Consider the following 17,149-nt stretch of genomic DNA (forward strand, 5'->3'; position numbering starts at 1 on the left):
GTGTTTACCGCTGCAATGCGGCCCGCGTCGGCAATCAGCGCCGATGGCGCAAGGGCAGCCAGGGCTGCTGTCTGACTCGCTCAACCCGGCGAAGGCGCGAGTGTTGCTGATGACGGCATTAACTCAGACGCGTAATCCGGAACTGATCCAGAGTTATTTCAGTACGTATTAATCATGCAGGCTTGTGCGCCCACCCTCGAAGATGGGCGCACAAGATCTTAACGCATGGTCACAAACTCTTCCGATGCGGTCGGGTGGATGGCGACGGTATTATCGAAGTCTTTCTTGGTAGCGCCCATCTTCAGCGCCACTGCGAAGCCCTGCAACATTTCATCCATGCCGAAGCCGATACCGTGGATACCCACAATTTTTTCTTCCGGCCCGACGCAGACCAGCTTCATACGGCACGGCTGGCGATGCGTCGTCACCGCGGTATACATAGCGGTAAACGATGATTTATAGACTTTCACCTGCTCGTCGCCGTACTGCTCGCGCGCCTGCGGCTCGCTTAACCCGACGGTGCCGATAGGCGGATGGCTAAAGACCACGGTCGGGATGTTGCTGTAGTCCAGATGCTCGTCCGGCTTGTTGTTAAACAGGCGCTCGGAGAGACGGCGACCGGCGGCGACGGCGACTGGCGTTAGCTCTACCGCGCCAGTGTTGTCGCCAACGGCGTAAATGCCTTCAATGTTGGTATTCTGGAATTTATCGACAATGATGTAACCTTTTTCATTGGTTTTCACGCCCGCTGCCGCCAGATTAATATTGTCGGTCGACGGTTCGCGACCAATGGCCCAGATCAGGCAATCAACGGTTTCACTGCGGCCATCTTCCAGTTCCAGAGTCAGACTGCCGTCGGCGTTTTTCACCACCGCTTTCGGCACGGCGTGAGTATGCAGTTGCGGGCCTTCGGCGTTCATCACCTCAACCAGCGTTTCGCTAATCATCGGGTCAAAACTGCGCAGCGGCGCATGTTTACGGACAAACAGATGCGTTTTCGCCCCCAGCGCGTTGATAACGCCAGCCAGTTCAACGGCGATATAACCTGCGCCTACCACTGCGACGCGCTCCGGCAAGGCAGACAGCGCAAAGAAACCGTCGGAATCAATGCCGTATTCCACGCCTGGAATGCTCGGATGGCTCGGACGGCCGCCGGTAGCGATCAAAATATGGTCGGCGGTGATGGTTTCGCCGTTCACTTCAATGGTTTTGGCATCGACAAAGCGGGCAAAGCCTTTAATCACATCCACGTTATTTTTGCCCAGCACGTTGTCGTATGAAGTATGGATGCGGTCAATATACGCGGTACGGCTGGCAATCAGCTTGCTCCAGTCGAACTGATTAATCGTGGCGTCAAAACCGTAGTCCGGGCCATACAGATGAATCGCTTCACGAATCTGCGCGGCATGCCACATCACTTTCTTCGGCACGCAGCCCACGTTAACACAGGTGCCGCCCAGCTCTTTGGCTTCGATGAGCGCACATTTCTGGCCGTACATAGCGGCGCGGTTAATCGAGGCGATACCGCCGCTGCCGCCGCCGATAGCGATGTAATCATAGTGTTTGGTCATGACCGCTCCTTTATGTTCGTTGTCGGACGGATAGATTCTGCGCTACCCGCCAAAATATTCGCGATTGTATACCTGAAGGTGAAAGGTTCCACCGATGGCTGTGATTACTCCGGCACGATCCAGCTTACCGAAGTGTGTCCGTGACCGTTTGGCGCCAACCTGCTGTGCAGCCACGGTAGCACGTTGTTCATCTGCTGCTCCAGTTTCCACGGCGGGTTAACCACGATCATACCGGACGCCGTCATCCCGCGCTGATCGCTGTCCGGGCGGATCGCCAGCTCAATTTGCAGGATTTTACGGATGCCGGTGGCCTCCAGATCATGAATCATGCGCTTAATTTGCTGGCGGAGCACCACCGGATACCATAGCGCGTATGTACCGGTGGCGAAACGTTTATAACCCTCGCTGATGCCGCTGACTACCGCCTGGTAATCGGTTTTCATTTCATAAGGTGGGTCAATGAGGATCAGACCGCGGCGGGAAACCGGCGGCAATTTGGCTTTCAGTTGCTGATAGCCGTCAGCGCGTTCCACGCGGGCGCGGTTGTCTTTTTGAAACTCCGCGCGCAACAGTGGGAAGTCGCTGGGATGCAATTCCGTGAGTTGCAGACTGTCCTGCTCACGCAGCAACTGGCGGGCGATTAACGGGGAGCCCGGATAGTAGCGTAACTGCCCGCTGCGGTTGAAATGTTTTACGACGCTAATATACGGTTCCAGTTCGGCGGGCAGATCGTCCTGCTGCCAGATACGGGCGATGCCTTCCAGATACTCTCCGGTACGTTCAGCATGTTCGCTGCCCAACTGATAACGCCCTGCGCCCGCGTGCGTGTCCAGATAGAGAAACGGTTTTTCTTTCTCTTTTAGCGACTCGATGATCAGGCTCTGAACGGTATGTTTAAGGACGTCGGCGTGGTTGCCAGCGTGAAAGCTGTGACGATAACTGAGCATGGATGCAGATATTCCGGGAAGTAAACAAGTTAGCCGATAGTTTACCGCAGATCCGTAGAGATTACCGCTCTTGCGCTTTTATCGCCGTTGGTCAGGAGGAAAAACAAGTAGGCTGTGGCGTCAGAGCGTAAATAACGTCAACGAAGTGATGCAGGCGTCTGGATTGGCCTGTTTCACGGTCTTAAGGAAGGTGGCAAAACTTTGATTGAATAGGGTGTAGTTATGAAGGAAGCGCGTCTGTTTTCTTTGCCCTTCCGCTGTTATCCAGTCGACTGACCAGACTGAACGACCACTGACTCTCGTTGTTCCCGGTTTCGCCTCAATAATGCTGGTGAGTGGTATCGCGGTGGTGATACCGTCCGCGACTTCATAGAGGTACTGCATGTCAAAGTAGTAATCCGCGTTATAGCCGCGAGAACTGCCAAATTTTCGCAGCATCAGCGAAGAAGATGAAATTAATTTACGGCCATCTTGCAGATGCTTACTCCGACGGAAAATTTTTCGCCCAGGGAAAATAAAGAAAACAATAAATATCAGTACAATAACCTGTAATAACGTGGTCATATACAATCCTTGTATTCCAGAAACGAAAAAGTTGAGAATATTATACATGGGCAGTTTGCGCAAAAATGACAGCGATTGATGCCACGGCCCTGTTTTCAGAAAAACACCCATGAAAAGCCTATCTGAATTTAACGCTAATCATGCCGCGACGCGTCCACTGACTTACCCCTGTCGGGTCTTATTCTGAAATCGTTTTTATTATGATGATAGTGCTGGTTTTACCTTGTTTATTTGATTAAAACGATAGCGCTAATAATAGAAAAGAAAGGATTCATTGATGTTCCATTATGGAAAATGTGTCGTTCGCACGCTGTTTTTATTACTGGTTTGCTGTTCACTGTCGGGCTGTCTTTCATTTGGGCTGATACTTGCCACCGATAAAGATGGCAATCGTCATCAGTCTACCTGGAAATCGGATACCGTTACCGCGCTTTCCTTAGGTAAAGATAGCAACGGGAAAACGGGCTGGGTGTTTGTTGGCGAACATTTTGACTACCTGTTGACTCAGGGCGGCGATAATGTGGTGGCGCTGTTAAAAGATGCGACTATTCGCCGGGATAAAATGCGAGTAAAGGATGGTGTTAAATTCCTGATTGATACAGATAAGAAGGAGTTTACGGGTGAAGTCAATGTGACTTACGCCTGGGTGGACGAGAAAGATAAACTGACAGCGGTAGGCTATGGGTTTATTTGTGCAGACGGCGCGGTAAATTGCACGCTATCCGTCATGGACCTGAAGGGGACTATCCATCAGAAAAATAAAGATCAGAGCGTTACGCAGCAGCTAGCGTTTTACCATCCTTTCACCGTTGAGTTCTATCAGTATCAGCGCAGTATGTCCGGGGCAAAATTTGGCAGAGTGTTGCTGCCGGTAACTTTGGCGCTGGATATTGTCACTATGCCGCTACAGCTACTGATCTTCAGTCGTTAAAATTGGATTCAGCAGCAATGCCTACGTTCGGATGCTGGCGTTGCTGCACGGGTGAAATGAGCGCCCACCATCATTGAAATTCCCCCAACTATCCCCCATTCTAGATCCATAGCGAAAGCGCGATAGAGCGCTTCATTTCTTTTTTAGACCAGGACTGCGCATATGACCAATCCATTACTAACGTCTTTTTCACTGCCGCCTTTTTCTGCAATTAAACCGGAGCATGTGGTGCCTGCGGTCACCAAAGCGTTGGCCGATTGCCGGGCGGCGGTAGAAGGCGTTGTGGCGCATGGCGCGCCGTATAGCTGGGAAAACCTCTGCCAGCCGTTGGCGGAAGCCGACGATGTTCTGGGGCGTATTTTCTCGCCAATTAGCCACTTAAACTCGGTGAAAAATAGTCCGGAGCTGCGTGAAGCCTACGAACAGACGCTGCCGCTGCTGTCTGAATACAGCACCTGGGTTGGGCAACATGAAGGACTGTACAACGCGTACCGCGACCTGCGCGACGGCGATCATTACGCCACTCTGAATACCGCGCAGAAGAAAGCGGTTGATAACGCGCTACGTGATTTTGAACTGTCCGGCATCGGCCTGCCGAAAGAGAAACAGCAGCGTTACGGCGAAATCGCCACTCGCCTGTCTGAGCTGGGCAACCAGTACAGCAATAATGTGCTCGATGCCACTATGGGCTGGACGAAGCTCATCACCGACGAAGCCGAGCTGGCGGGAATGCCGGAAAGCGCGCTCGCCGCCGCTAAAGCCCAGGCGGAAGCCAAAGAGCAGGAAGGTTACCTGCTGACTCTGGATATCCCGAGCTATCTGCCGGTGATGACCTACTGCGACAACCAGGCGTTGCGTGAAGAGATGTATCGCGCCTATTCCACTCGCGCCTCCGACCAGGGGCCGAACGCCGGTAAGTGGGATAACAGCCCGGTGATGGAAGAAATTCTTGCGCTGCGCCATGAACTGGCGCAACTGCTGGGCTTCGAAAATTATGCCCATGAATCGCTGGCCACCAAGATGGCGGAAAATCCGCAGCAGGTGCTCGATTTCTTAACCGATCTGGCGAAACGCGCCCGTCCGCAGGGGGAAAAAGAGCTGGCCCAGCTGCGCGCCTTCGCCAAAGCCGAATTTGGCGTTGAGGAGCTGCAACCGTGGGATATCGCGTACTACAGTGAAAAGCAAAAACAGCACCTGTACAGCATCAGCGATGAGCAGCTACGTCCGTACTTCCCGGAAAACAAAGCCGTGAATGGCCTGTTTGAAGTGGTGAAACGTATTTACGGCATCACTGCCAAAGAGCGTACTGACGTTGATGTCTGGCACCCGGAAGTGCGTTTCTTTGAACTGTATGACGAAAATAACGAGCTGCGCGGCAGCTTCTACCTTGACCTGTACGCGCGTGAACACAAACGCGGCGGGGCGTGGATGGACGACTGTGTCGGCCAGATGCGTAAAGCGGACGGCACATTGCAAAAGCCGGTCGCTTATCTGACCTGTAATTTCAACCGTCCGGTGAACGGTAAACCCGCTCTGTTTACCCATGACGAAGTGATCACCCTGTTCCACGAGTTTGGTCATGGCCTGCATCATATGCTGACCCGCATTGAGACCGCCGGGGTCTCCGGTATCAGCGGGGTGCCGTGGGACGCGGTCGAACTGCCAAGTCAGTTTATGGAAAACTGGTGCTGGGAGCCGGAAGCGCTGGCGTTTATCTCCGGCCACTATGAAACCGGCGAGCCGTTGCCGAAGGAACTGCTGGATAAAATGCTGGCGGCGAAAAACTATCAGGCGGCGCTGTTTATTCTGCGTCAACTGGAGTTCGGTCTGTTTGATTTCCGTCTGCATGCGGAATTTAATCCGCAGCAAGGAGCGAAAATTCTTGAGACGCTCTTTGAAATTAAAAAACAGGTCGCCGTGGTGCCGTCTCCGACATGGGGCCGCTTCCCACATGCATTCAGCCATATCTTTGCTGGCGGCTATGCGGCAGGCTACTACAGCTATCTGTGGGCCGACGTCCTGGCGGCGGACGCGTATTCCCGCTTTGAGGAGGAAGGCATTTTCAACCGTGAGACCGGTCAGTCGTTCCTTGATAACATCCTGACTCGCGGTGGTTCTGAAGAGCCGATGGAACTCTTTAAACGCTTCCGTGGCCGTGAACCACAACTGGACGCGATGCTGGAGCATTACGGGATTAAAGGCTGATTTTACGTGCAAATCTGCTTAATGGATGAAACGGGCGCCACAGACGGCGCCTTATCTGTTCTGGCTGCCCGCTGGGGACTGGAGCATGACGAAGACAACCCGATGGCGCTGGTGATGACGCCGCAACATCTGGAGCTGCGCAAGCGCGACGAACCGAAGCTCGGCGGCATTTTCGTCGATTTTGTTGGCGGCGCGATGGCCCATCGACGTAAGTTCGGCGGCGGGCGCGGCGAAGCGGTGGCGAAAGCTGTCGGTATCAAAGGCGATTATCTGCCGGATGTGGTTGATGCCACGGCCGGACTGGGGCGCGATGCGTTTGTGCTGGCGTCCGTCGGTTGCCGTGTGCGGATGCTGGAGCGTAATCCGGTGGTCGCCGCGCTGCTCGATGACGGTCTGACGCGCGGCTACGCCGATGCGGATATTGGCGGCTGGCTTCAGGAGCGTTTGCAGTTGATTCATGCTTCCAGCCTGACGGCGTTGACCGATATCACGCCGCGCCCGCAGGTGGTCTACCTCGATCCGATGTTTCCTCACCGGCAGAAAAGCGCGCTGGTGAAGAAAGAGATGCGGGTGTTTCAGTCGCTGGTGGGGCCGGATCTCGACGCCGACGGACTGCTGGAACCGGCGCGTCAGTTGGCGACCAAACGCGTGGTGGTCAAACGTCCCGATTATGCGCCGCCGCTGGCGGATGTCGCGACGCCCAACGCCATCGTTACCAAAGGGCATCGGTTTGATATTTATGCCGGAACCCCTCTGACGGAGTAACGGATTGCCCGATGGCGTTGCGCTTATCGGGCCTACGATTCTCAATTATTTGTAGGCCGGATAAGGCGTAAGCCGCATCCGGCACTGAGTATTACTGTTCGGTACCTGGCGTATTAATCATTCGGTTTAACCACGGCACCATAATGGCCATCACCACGGTGACCGCCAGCGTTACCAGACCAATTTTGCTAAAGACGCCGGTATAAATGGGCAGCGTCTGCAACGGATCGGTGATGTTTTCCGGTACGGCAGTGAAGGTCGCCACATAACCGCCGAGCAGGAAGGCGGCGGCCTGGGTCAGGAACCACATTCCCAGAATAAAGCCCATCAGATGCTGCGGCACCAGAGCGGCGACCATTGCCAGTCCCAGCGCGCTAATCAGCAACTCGCCCAGACTCTGGAACAGATACACCAGCACGATAAACCACGGCGACGTCAGTCCTTGCGCATCGGCAAACCACATCCCGGCGGCGGCGGCGGTCAGAAAACCCAGCGCGCAGAGGAACATGCCGAGCGTAAACTTCATCGGCATAGTCAGATCTTTGCCTTTGCTACCCAGTCGGGTGTAAATCGCTGCCAGTACCGGACTGGCGACGACCACCCAGAATGGGTTCAGCGCCTGAAAACTCACCGGGTTAATGGCGAATCCAAGAATTTCATGATGCACGTTATTAATCGCAAAGAAGTTCAGCGAGGTAGGCATCTGCGCATACAGAATGTAAAACAGCACGGCTTCAATCATCAGAATAAACGCCACGAACATTTTATTGCGGCCGGTTTTATCCAGACGAAACGCTTCGCGAAAGAAGAAAATAGTGACGACGATAGAAAGGACGATGAGCACCAGATTGGCAATCTTAACGTTGTGCATCAGCCAGGCGCAGAGGAAAATCATGACGACGGTGCCGAGCAGTACCAGCAGCAAATTGCGAAAACGTAGCGGTTTATGATCCGGTTCAGAACCGATATTTTTCACCATGCCACGGCAGGCGAAGTACACCAGAAGCGCAACAATTAAACCAGCGCCGCACAGATTATAGGTCACCGCATAGCCAAATTTATCGGCAATCACCGGCGCCAGCGATAGCGATAACAAAGAACCGATGTTAATCGACATATAAAACAGGGTGAAAGCGCCATCCAGCCGGGGATCTTTAGGCTGATAGCATTTAGAGAGCAGGCTGGCGGGATTGGCTTTAAATAACCCGTTGCCCACGGCAATCGTACCCAGTGCGATAAAAATCAGATCGGGATTTAATAGCGACATGCCGGTCATAAAATAGCCAATTGCCAGCACAATCGCGCCCAGGACCAGGGTGCGTTTAGTCCCTAACAGATGGTCGCCAACATAGCCGCCGATAGAGATCAGGCCATAAACCAGCGCTGCAAAAGCGCCAAAGGTAATAAAGGCCTGTTCCTGAGAAAAACCCAATTGTTTAACGAAAAAGACCGCCAGGATGCCCTGGACGCCGTAATAGCCAAATCGTTCCCATAATTCTACAAAAAAGATCATGAAAAATGGACGAGGTTGCTGCAGCAAGCCCGTAGGTGCAGTTGTATTCATATTCCTTCGCCTTTTAATGCCATCCCGAAACGTATGAGCGCGTATATCAAAACGCGCCGAAAAGACTTACCCTGATATAGACTGCGGTTATTAGCCTGATCAATAGGTTATTATACAAATGATACGCAAACTAATTAGTGGATCACACTAATTATGTTTGGTGTGATGGAATGATGTACTGAGTACTGCGAAGAAGGGGGGATAAACAAAACGCCCACATAAGCGGGCGTTGTTGTTGATAGCCGGAATTTGCCTGATGGTTCAGGCCAACCTGATTGACTATAGACCAGATGCGGTCTTAGCCGCCAGCCGGCACGGCAAGTATTACTCTTCTTCGTCGCGCAGTGGCACAATCAGCATGTCAACGTGAACGGTGTTGATCAGCTGGCGCGCAGAAGACATCAGTTTGCTCCAGAAGTCCTGGTGATGACCGCAAACGACCAGATCCATATCGTATTTCTTGATGGCGTCAACCAGCACCTGGCCCAAATCGCCGCTACCGCTCAGGGTTTCAGTGATAGGGTAGCCAGCGTTGGTAGACAGCTCGGTCAGCGCGTGGTGGGTTTCTTCGGAGATACGTTTCTGCATATCGCCCAGATTGACGTCAATCAGACCGGTGTACAGGTCAGAATAGTTCACATCAACGTGGATGAGGGAGATTTTCGCGTTGTAGGGGCGCGCCATAGAGACCGCTTTTTCAACCAGAACTTTACTTTCCGGGGAGAGATCAACTGCGATAAGAATGTGTTTATAAGCCATAGTGTTACTCCTTCCATAAGTTGTCGATGACCATTGAGCTACTGGCGTTTCTTATGCCGCCGCGTCACCCGCGTCCTGCGAACTCTATGCGCGGGGCTAGCTCAGCCGTTTACCATAACTATCCTTACATTATAGCGACCAGGATAATCCGTCAATCTGCCTTGCTTGCCAGTTAGTTAAACAAAATTTTCAGGGAATTGCATTGATAGTGATTAACCTTCTGGTAAAAAAATTAACTGATCTCCTACAATGTGTATAAGAGCCGTTCGAATGCGGAGCGCTAATATGGACGGCTTTCGTAGTACTCTTTCACTGATTGTCTGGCAGGGTATCGGGGAGCGGTAGTCCCGGAGAGGAACTCCGTGGGCGGGTCGCCGGGGAGGAGATATGATAAGCACCGTCTCACTATTCTGGGCTTTATGTGTCGTTTGCATTGTTAATATGGCGCGCTATTTCTCATCGCTACGCGCACTGTTAGTGGTACTTCGTGGTTGCGATCCTTTGCTCTATCAATATGTCGATGGCGGCGGCTTCTTTACCACGCATGGTCAGCCCAACAAACAGGTGCGCCTGGTATGGTATATCTACGCTCAGCGCTATCGCGATCATCATGATGAAGAATTTATTCGCCGTTGTGAACGCGTGCGCCGCCAGTTTCTGCTGACCAGCGCGTTATGCGGTTTGGTGGTGGTGAGCTTGATTGCGCTCATGATTTGGCACTGAATAAAAAAAGCGGGCCAGTTTCCTGACCCGCTCGTATTAGATAAGCCTCCGGATGACGCCGCTTGTAGCGGCCTGTCAGGCCTGTGTCGTTTCATCCTGACAGGCCGGATTAGCGACAGCGCTATCCGGCCCATTTGGCTTAAATAATCTTCAGGGAAAGCCAGTACAGCACGCCGGAAAGAATAATCGCCGCCGGTAACGTAAATACCCAGGCCATCAGAATGCTGGTCACGGTTTTACGCTGCAACCCGCCGCCATCAACGACCATGGTTCCCGCCACTGAAGAGGAGAGTACGTGGGTGGTAGAAACTGGCATACCGGTGTAGCTGGCAAGACCGATAGAGACTGCCGCCGTCATCTGCGCCGACATTCCCTGCGCATACGTCATGCCTTTTTTACCAATTTTCTCGCCGATAGTGGTCGCCACGCGACGCCAGCCGATCATCGTACCAATACCCAGCGCCAACGCCACTGCCATAATGATCCACACTGGCGCATACTCAATGGTGCTTAACATATCGGTCTTCAGCTTTTTCAGCAGGCGCTGGTCATCGCTGCTTACGCCAGGCAATTTCACGACTTTGTCGGTCGTGTCGGAAATGCACAGCATAATGCGACGCAACTGACTACGCTGTTCAACGCTTAACTTGTCGTAGCTTTCCACGTTTGCCAGCATCCCTTTCGCACGGTTAAGCGCGTTAATGGTGTTAGCCGGATGGCAGTGGAATTCAGTCGGTTCAGTCGCGCCCGGCTCCGGAGAGGGAATCAGTTGGTCAACGCCGGTGACGGCTTTCAGCAGGTCAGGACGCTGCTCAAAGTACGTTTCGACATTGTTGATAGCATCGCGCGTACGGGTGATTTCGTAGCTGGAGGCATTCATATTGACCACGAAACCCGCAGGCGCGACGCCAATCAGCACCAGCATGACCAGGCCAATGCCTTTCTGACCATCGTTCGCGCCATGCGAAAACGCCACGCCGATAGCTGAGAGGATTAGCGCGATACGCGTCCAGAACGGCGGCTTTTTCTTGCCGTCTTTCTTTTCACGTTCGGCTGGCGTCAGGTGGATACGGGCGCGTTTCTTAGTACCGCTCCAGTAGCGGCGCAGCAAGAAAATCAGACCGCCGGCGAATACCAGACCGACAATAGGGGAGATAATGAGTGAACCGAAAATATTGATAACTTTCGGGATGTTAAGCGCATCCACCACTGACGTGCCGGTCATCATCGCATTGGTTAAACCGATGCCGATAATGGCGCCAATCAGCGTGTGGGAACTGGACGCCGGCAACCCGAAATACCAGGTACCGAGGTTCCAGATAATCGCCGCCAGCAACATGGAAAAGACCATAGCGAGGCCGTGCGCGGAACCCATGTTGAGCAGGAGATCCGTCGGTAGCATATGCACAATGGCATACGCCACGCTGAGACCCCCCAGCAAAACGCCAAAAAAGTTAAACACCGCCGCCATGACAACCGCCAGCTGCGAACGCATCGCACGGGTGTAAATCACGGTTGCGACTGCATTGGCTGTGTCATGGAAGCCGTTAATCGCTTCGTAGAACAGCACAAAAGCCAGAGCAAGCAATAATAAAAGCCCGGTATGTAAATCCAGGCCAGCAAACAAATGTAGCATAGGACGTTACGCCATTTTGAGGACATGAACGCGGCGCATTATCAGTGACTTTGGCGGCGCGGGCAAAGTGAAATATAGACTTTTTTTGATGTACTTCGTGCTTTGTTTGATATCACTAAAGAATTATCTTATATATTTCAGATAAATACCATTTTCAGGCGCTTTTCGCGCTGGTGCGACCACTGAGGAAACTTTACAATTCCCGCCCGAATTTGAGAGAGGAAGGCGACGTGGAAAGGTTTGATGCCGTTATTATAGGCGCTGGCGCAGCGGGCATGTTTTGCGCCGCGCAGGCAGGACAGGCGGGTAGCCGCGTGCTGCTCATTGATAATGGCAAGAAGCCAGGACGTAAAATCCTCATGTCCGGCGGTGGGCGCTGCAACTTTACTAATCTTTATGTTGAGCCTGCTGCGTATTTGAGCCAGAACCCCCATTTTTGTAAATCAGCGTTAGCCCGCTATACCCAGTGGGATTTTATCGATCTGGTCGGCAGGTATGGGATAGCCTGGCATGAGAAAACGCTGGGACAGCTTTTTTGCGATGATTCCGCCCAACGCATTGTCGATATGCTGGTTGCCGAGTGCGACAAAGGCGGCGTAACGATGCGCCTGCGTAGCGAGGTATTGAGCGTCGAGCGTGATGAGTCGGGTTTCGTACTGGCGTTGAACGGCGAGACGGTGACTACGCAAAAGCTGGTGATTGCCAGCGGCGGCCTGTCGATGCCGGGGCTTGGCGCATCACCGTTTGGCTATAAAATCGCCGAACAGTTTGGTCTCAAGGTGTTGCCGACGCGCGCCGGGCTGGTGCCCTTTACGCTACATAAGCCGCTGTTAGAACAGCTCCAGACGCTGTCTGGCGTCTCTGTGCCCTGCGTAATTACCGCCTGCAATGGCACGGTATTTCGGGAAAACCTACTTTTTACCCATCGTGGGCTGTCCGGCCCCGCCGTTTTACAGATTTCCAGCTACTGGCAACCGGGAGAGTTAGTGAGCATTAATTTATTGCCGGACCTCTCGCTGGAAGACGTTCTCAATGAACAGCGTAACGCTCACCCGAACCAGAGTCTGAAGAACACGCTGGCGATGCATCTGCCGAAACGGCTGGTGGAGTGTTTACAACAGTTGGGGCACATCCCGGATGTATCGCTCAGACAGTTGAACGTTCGTGACCAGCAGGCGTTGGTTGACACGCTTACGGCCTGGCAAGTGCAGCCTAACGGCACCGAAGGCTATCGGACAGCGGAAGTGACGCTGGGCGGTGTGGATACAAACGAACTATCATCGCGGACTATGGAAGCGCGCCGCGTGCCGGGTCTCTATTTTATCGGCGAAGTGATGGACGTCACCGGCTGGTTGGGCGGCTATAACTTCCAGTGGGCGTGGTCGAGCGCCTGGGCCTGCGCGCAGGATTTGATAGCGTTAAAAATTAACTAATTGATATTATGTGTTTTTTGGTCTCATTCGACTGATTGCCGTATATCTTGCCTATAGCATCTTTTAGTCAGAAGTATTCCGGACAAGGGGCACTCACTTTACATGTCATGACCACCGATTTCGTTTTAACAATGGGGAATGTGGACGGTGGTTTTCGCTATAAGGTCGTGGCAGTAAAACCAGATAAATTGGTTTCAGCTCGGGAGCCTGAATAACTTTAGATTGAACACTTGTTCTGGATGTTACTTTGAGGTGATTTCCCGATTTGCGTTGGCTCAAAACAGAACCAAGTTTAGAGATAAAAATTTGTTAGACGATATCTATAATCAGAATGAAATATGTTTAACTATTTTCATTATGAATGTATTAATCTCAGCTGGGTTTTGAAGCAGACCGCATTCAGGTCGGATACTGGCCAACAACATCGGATACAGAATAAGGCCCCTGACAGGGCCTTCTGGTAGTATGTAGTCGATATTTACACTGTTTACAACGGGGAATCATACTTTCTTATTAATCCTGTAAAGCAAACCACTGCACAGTGCGCCAGCAAAAAGAACAACTGCAATAGTGGCAAACATCAGCGTATATGCGAATTCTTTATACGTATCAAGAAGGTATCCGAAGATAAGATGGACATAAGCTTCCGGGCTGAATCCGATGCAGATTAATATCCCCATGGCGGTCCCGGTAAACACTTTCGGTATGCGAATTTCATTTACCTGCGCATACATTATACCGCGCATGCCAAACGTAAGTGCTCCCAGTAATAAAACCAGAGTAATAAGCAGGATCAGAAATCGTGAGTCATGAGGAATAAATATAAAAGATGCAGTTATCAATGCGCCGAGAATAAAGAAGCTGGCCATAACTTTCAGGGAAGAACCAATCTTATCTGCAAGCAGGCCAGCAAAAGGCGAAATAATAAAAGCGAGAAAATATGCCCTAATCATACCGATAACGGCAGTTTGGTCGGGAGTCATTCCATAGGCATCGGAGAGGTATGGTACCAGATAAGCTCCGCCCTGGTAAACAAAAATAACACAGCTGATAATGAATGCTGCCAACCAAAGTTTTACACTTTTGAGTAGTGAAATAAGATCCGACATTTTTTTAGGTGCCGCATTTTCAATAGCACTAACATCTTTCGGAAATAAATAATAAGAGGTGAATCCCAGAATAATGTAAATGGCTGCGTCAAACCGTAAAATAAAACCAATGCTGACAGCACTGGAGCCATGCAGGCCAACAATGGCCACGGCACATAATGTCAGAACGGTGCCGGCAATTCCACGACCGGACTCCAGAAATCCAAAATACCGCCCCTGTTCATTGTCTGATGCGAGGAGTCTGGCAATTTTTGTCATGGAAACCAGGAACAGCCCGTTACCGACAAAGGACATAAATCCGACGATAATAAACATGGCCTGATAGGAAGGCCGGAAGGACTGCCAGATGGCAAGGGCCGCCATTGTGAGATAGGCAATGGTAAGAATGTTTTTAGGATTTTTGAAACGGTCAACGATGATGCCTGAAACAGCACCTGATATAATGCCCACAAACCCGAGCCAGCTCATTAACATACCCGATTGTGTATTTGTCAGTGAAAAGTATTCATTCCACGGATAGTAAAATACTTCACGCAAATACATAGCCTTGAATATTGTTCCCCCACCAACTGCCAGAAGAATAAAAAAAATCAGGTTATGCCTTTTAATCGATTTGTCTTCTGCATGTTCCATATGTCCGCCTGTATAATTAGACGTTACTGTAGATTGATCCGTTAGTCTCTTGTGTTATTTTAATTTTTGTATGTATTTATAAACAGTGGGTTCTGATATGTTAAGCTTTTTGGCTACTTTCGTTACTGCCCCTTTAAGCAGAAATACGCCTTCATCATTTAGTAATGAAATAATATGGCTTTTATTTTCAGCATTCAGTGACTCTGGATTAATATTTTCAATATTGATTACATTATTAATTTTGAGATCAACCATTTCAGGAATGGTCAGTCCAATATGTTCATCAAGCTGAGTGCCGTTATTATTATCAGTCTGCCCGACAAAAATACTTAAAAAATGACTAAGTTTATCATTCAGGGCAATTAAATCTTCAACGACGGTATTCAGACACAGTGCGCCAACAATTTCTCCCTGCTTATTCCGGATAAAAAAAGTGGCACACTTAAGTCGTCTGCCATCACGTGTCTTGCTGAGATAATTACACTGGTAATGTACCTCACTGTCATTGTTCTTCATGGCACGGGCTACCAGATCGGTGATGGGATCTCCGACAGAGCGGCCGCTGATATGTCCATTTCTGATTTTGTGTATGGAAGACTCAAGATCAGACAGATTGTGCAGAACAACTTCCGTATTTTCACCAAAATAATCGGCCAGGAAATCGATCAAAAATTCATAAGGTTCAAGACAAGTGTTTTTCATGGTTAATCTGGTTGCCACCTCAGTGGCAACCACCTTTGTTATCGACGAAATGCCACAGCTTCAATCTCAACTCTGGCACCCATAGGAAGTGTTTTTACAGCAAAACAGCTGCGTGCTGGCGGATTTACCTTAAAAAAGCTGGCATAGACATCGTTGAACGCGGAAAAATCAGCCATATCACTCAAAAAACAGGTCGTTTTCAGTACCGTATCGGTGTCACCGCCTGCCGCCTTAACCACAGCCAGAAGATTAAGCAGTGACTGACGAGTCTGTTCCTGAATATCATCGGTTTCAATTTTGCCACTGTTAGCGTTAATGGGCAATTGTCCGGAGGTAAAAATAAAGTTACCCAACGTATTACCCTGGCGGTATGAGCCAATTGCTGCCGGCGCTTTTTCTGTAAAAATAATCTCTTTCACTTCTGTTCCTTAAAAATACTTACTGAATGCCTTTTCCAGACGACTCAGTGCTTCATCAATACGCGACTCCGGAACACCACAGTTAATTCGGGCAAATCCGGTACCGGCAACACCAAACTGATCTCCCCGGTTAAACCCGAGTCCCGCATCCTGCACTAAAAATTCCTGAATGCGATCACCTGACCAGCCCGTATCATTAAAGTCGGCCCATACAAGATAAGTGGCTTCCGGCAGATTGGCTTTTACCGGATATGGCATGTTATTGAGCCCGTTAACCAGTTTAATCTGCATTTTACGGATATGATTCACCACCTCTTCACGATAGTCATGGCAATATTTATATCCGGCATATGCGGCTTCATGCGCGAACGCAGTGGGCTGAAAATGTAATTCTTTCAGGACAACTGCCATCTGTTTTTTAAATACAGGATCGGCCGTGAAGACATAGGAACTAAAAATACCGCCAATGTTAAACAGCTTTCCTCCGGATGAAAAAACGATAATGCCATTTAAATTTTCCGCAGCTTTCATGACCGGCGTATAGCATTTTTCGTCATAGACAAAATCTGCATGAATTTCGTCAGAAATCAGGATCGTTCCTGTTTTCTGAGCAATTGCGGCGACTTTCCTGACTTCCTCTCCAGTCCAGCAACGCCCCACTGGATTATGAGGATTACAGAAAATCAGAATTTTATTCTCCGGGCGTGAACAGGTATCTTCCAGTTTTTCAAAATCAATAGTGTAATGATTTTTTTCATCACGCAGCAGATCACACTCAGTTACAGCACGGTGGTTTTCACGGATGGTTCTGGCAAAGGAATGATAGACAGGTGTCATAACCACAACAGATTCATTACACTGTGTCATTCCCCTGATAAAAGCACCCATCGTCATCAGTAAAGGCGGTGTTTCAATAATATCAGCCGTATCCGGCCGCCAGTTATAATATCGCTCATACCAGGATGCCAGAACATCCTTAAAATCGTCATGATAGGCCGGATATCCGAATTCTCTGCGGTTACAGACTTCAATCAGTGCCTGACGAACCTCGACGGGAGAAACTAAATCGGTATCGGCAACAGACATAGGTATTACTGGAAATCCATTAATGACACTGTCATATTCCCATTTTTCTGATGCTGTTCTCTGATAGGTCTCATTAAAATCATATTTCATTTTATTTTCCTT

At 50.5% G+C, this 17,149-nt stretch carries 17 protein-coding genes; 7 read left to right on the forward strand and 10 right to left on the reverse strand.

Going from position 1 to position 17,149, the window contains the following annotated elements; all coding sequences use genetic code 11:
* The first annotated feature begins 15 nt into the window (after positions 1-15).
* Together QEN32_RS01240 and QEN32_RS01245 are read left to right on the forward strand one after the other, a co-directional pair.
* Positions 16-75: a hypothetical protein gene (locus QEN32_RS01240; RefSeq protein ID WP_265322225.1), complete on the forward strand. Its 60-nt coding sequence runs from the start codon at positions 16-18 to the stop codon at positions 73-75.
* Positions 68-172 (forward strand): asparginase, encoded by a 105-nt coding sequence (locus tag QEN32_RS01245; protein WP_276588210.1) that lies wholly within the window; start codon positions 68-70, stop codon positions 170-172. Before QEN32_RS01240 ends, QEN32_RS01245 begins: the two co-directional genes overlap by 8 nt.
* Before the next feature lie 46 nt (positions 173-218).
* Here QEN32_RS01245 and gorA read toward each other — a convergent pair whose 3' ends face one another.
* The 3 genes from gorA to QEN32_RS01260 form a co-directional block, all read right to left on the reverse strand.
* Positions 219-1,571 (reverse strand): glutathione-disulfide reductase, encoded by a 1,353-nt coding sequence (gene gorA, locus QEN32_RS01250; RefSeq protein ID WP_000160768.1) that lies wholly within the window; start codon positions 1,569-1,571, stop codon positions 219-221.
* A gap of 104 nt (positions 1,572-1,675) precedes the next feature.
* Positions 1,676-2,518: a 23S rRNA (adenine(2030)-N(6))-methyltransferase RlmJ gene (locus QEN32_RS01255; RefSeq protein WP_000954233.1), complete on the reverse strand. Its 843-nt coding sequence runs from the start codon at positions 2,516-2,518 to the stop codon at positions 1,676-1,678.
* Between the two features lie 120 nt (positions 2,519-2,638).
* Positions 2,639-3,082 (reverse strand): hypothetical protein, encoded by a 444-nt coding sequence (locus QEN32_RS01260; protein WP_000209570.1) that lies wholly within the window; start codon positions 3,080-3,082, stop codon positions 2,639-2,641.
* Positions 3,083-3,359: 277 nt separating this feature from the next.
* Here QEN32_RS01260 and QEN32_RS01265 point away from each other — a divergent pair, with 277 nt between their 5' ends.
* The 3 genes from QEN32_RS01265 (at position 3,360) to rsmJ (ending at position 6,983) form a co-directional block, all read left to right on the forward strand.
* Positions 3,360-4,013, forward strand: a complete 654-nt coding sequence (locus QEN32_RS01265) for a hypothetical protein (protein WP_080189703.1) — start codon at positions 3,360-3,362, stop codon at positions 4,011-4,013.
* Between the two features lie 162 nt (positions 4,014-4,175).
* Positions 4,176-6,218, forward strand: a complete 2,043-nt coding sequence (gene prlC, locus QEN32_RS01270; RefSeq protein WP_000184178.1) for an oligopeptidase A — start codon at positions 4,176-4,178, stop codon at positions 6,216-6,218.
* Between the two features lie 6 nt (positions 6,219-6,224).
* Positions 6,225-6,983: a 16S rRNA (guanine(1516)-N(2))-methyltransferase RsmJ gene (gene rsmJ / locus QEN32_RS01275; RefSeq protein WP_001165134.1), complete on the forward strand. Its 759-nt coding sequence runs from the start codon at positions 6,225-6,227 to the stop codon at positions 6,981-6,983.
* Between the two features lie 91 nt (positions 6,984-7,074).
* Here the strand turns inward: rsmJ and dtpB are convergent, their stop codons facing one another.
* Together dtpB and uspA are read right to left on the reverse strand one after the other, a co-directional pair.
* Positions 7,075-8,547 (reverse strand): dipeptide/tripeptide permease DtpB, encoded by a 1,473-nt coding sequence (gene dtpB, locus QEN32_RS01280; RefSeq protein WP_001098275.1) that lies wholly within the window; start codon positions 8,545-8,547, stop codon positions 7,075-7,077.
* A gap of 324 nt (positions 8,548-8,871) precedes the next feature.
* Positions 8,872-9,306, reverse strand: a complete 435-nt coding sequence (gene uspA, locus QEN32_RS01285) for a universal stress protein UspA (RefSeq protein ID WP_000323565.1) — start codon at positions 9,304-9,306, stop codon at positions 8,872-8,874.
* Between the two features lie 387 nt (positions 9,307-9,693).
* On the opposite strand from uspA, the gene uspB reads away from it, so the two are divergent.
* Positions 9,694-10,029, forward strand: a complete 336-nt coding sequence (gene uspB, locus QEN32_RS01290; RefSeq protein WP_000626193.1) for a universal stress protein UspB — start codon at positions 9,694-9,696, stop codon at positions 10,027-10,029.
* A gap of 139 nt (positions 10,030-10,168) precedes the next feature.
* Here the strand turns inward: uspB and pitA are convergent, their stop codons facing one another.
* The gene (gene pitA / locus QEN32_RS01295; protein WP_000902764.1) at positions 10,169-11,665 is read right to left on the reverse strand and encodes an inorganic phosphate transporter PitA; all 1,497 of its coding nucleotides are present in this window, start codon (positions 11,663-11,665) and stop codon (positions 10,169-10,171) included.
* Positions 11,666-11,895: 230 nt separating this feature from the next.
* Here pitA and QEN32_RS01300 point away from each other — a divergent pair, with 230 nt between their 5' ends.
* Positions 11,896-13,098: an NAD(P)/FAD-dependent oxidoreductase gene (locus tag QEN32_RS01300; RefSeq protein WP_265322199.1), complete on the forward strand. Its 1,203-nt coding sequence runs from the start codon at positions 11,896-11,898 to the stop codon at positions 13,096-13,098.
* A gap of 500 nt (positions 13,099-13,598) precedes the next feature.
* On the opposite strand, the gene QEN32_RS01305 is transcribed toward QEN32_RS01300, so the two are convergent.
* The 4 genes from QEN32_RS01305 to QEN32_RS01320 are packed head-to-tail and all read right to left on the reverse strand — an operon-like array spanning position 13,599 to position 17,137.
* Positions 13,599-14,840, reverse strand: coding sequence for an MFS transporter (locus tag QEN32_RS01305; protein ID WP_061383369.1), 1,242 nt, complete (start codon positions 14,838-14,840; stop codon positions 13,599-13,601).
* Positions 14,841-14,894: 54 nt separating this feature from the next.
* Entirely contained in the window at positions 14,895-15,560 is a 666-nt protein-coding gene (locus QEN32_RS01310; protein ID WP_237121978.1) for a PAS domain-containing protein, read from the reverse strand.
* 20 nt (positions 15,561-15,580) lie between these two features.
* Entirely contained in the window at positions 15,581-15,961 is a 381-nt protein-coding gene (locus QEN32_RS01315; RefSeq protein ID WP_265322200.1) for a RidA family protein, read from the reverse strand.
* Between the two features lie 9 nt (positions 15,962-15,970).
* Positions 15,971-17,137 carry an aminotransferase class I/II-fold pyridoxal phosphate-dependent enzyme gene (locus tag QEN32_RS01320; RefSeq protein WP_071054190.1) on the reverse strand — a complete coding sequence of 389 codons (1,167 nt, stop codon included), beginning with the start codon at positions 17,135-17,137 and terminating at the stop codon, positions 15,971-15,973.
* Between the last annotated feature and the right edge of the window lie 12 nt (positions 17,138-17,149).

This window comes from Salmonella sp. SA14318 (genome assembly GCF_029866905.1).
GTDB classification, from domain to species: Bacteria; Pseudomonadota; Gammaproteobacteria; order Enterobacterales; family Enterobacteriaceae; genus Salmonella; species Salmonella enterica.

Bases quoted from the DNA above. Each gene is read 5' to 3' on its own strand.
- gorA (WP_000160768.1), bottom strand. From the start codon at position 1,571: ATGACCAAACACTATGATTACATCGCTATCGGCGGCGGCAGCGGCGGT.
- QEN32_RS01255 (WP_000954233.1), bottom strand. From the start codon at position 2,518: ATGCTCAGTTATCGTCACAGCTTTCACGCTGGCAACCACGCCGACGTC.
- QEN32_RS01260 (WP_000209570.1), bottom strand. From the start codon at position 3,082: ATGACCACGTTATTACAGGTTATTGTACTGATATTTATTGTTTTCTTT.
- QEN32_RS01265 (WP_080189703.1), top strand. From the start codon at position 3,360: ATGTTCCATTATGGAAAATGTGTCGTTCGCACGCTGTTTTTATTACTG.
- prlC (WP_000184178.1), top strand. From the start codon at position 4,176: ATGACCAATCCATTACTAACGTCTTTTTCACTGCCGCCTTTTTCTGCA.
- dtpB (WP_001098275.1), bottom strand. From the start codon at position 8,547: ATGAATACAACTGCACCTACGGGCTTGCTGCAGCAACCTCGTCCATTT.
- uspA (WP_000323565.1), bottom strand. From the start codon at position 9,306: ATGGCTTATAAACACATTCTTATCGCAGTTGATCTCTCCCCGGAAAGT.
- uspB (WP_000626193.1), top strand. From the start codon at position 9,694: ATGATAAGCACCGTCTCACTATTCTGGGCTTTATGTGTCGTTTGCATT.
- pitA (WP_000902764.1), bottom strand. From the start codon at position 11,665: ATGCTACATTTGTTTGCTGGCCTGGATTTACATACCGGGCTTTTATTA.
- QEN32_RS01305 (WP_061383369.1), bottom strand. From the start codon at position 14,840: ATGGAACATGCAGAAGACAAATCGATTAAAAGGCATAACCTGATTTTT.
- QEN32_RS01320 (WP_071054190.1), bottom strand. From the start codon at position 17,137: ATGAAATATGATTTTAATGAGACCTATCAGAGAACAGCATCAGAAAAA.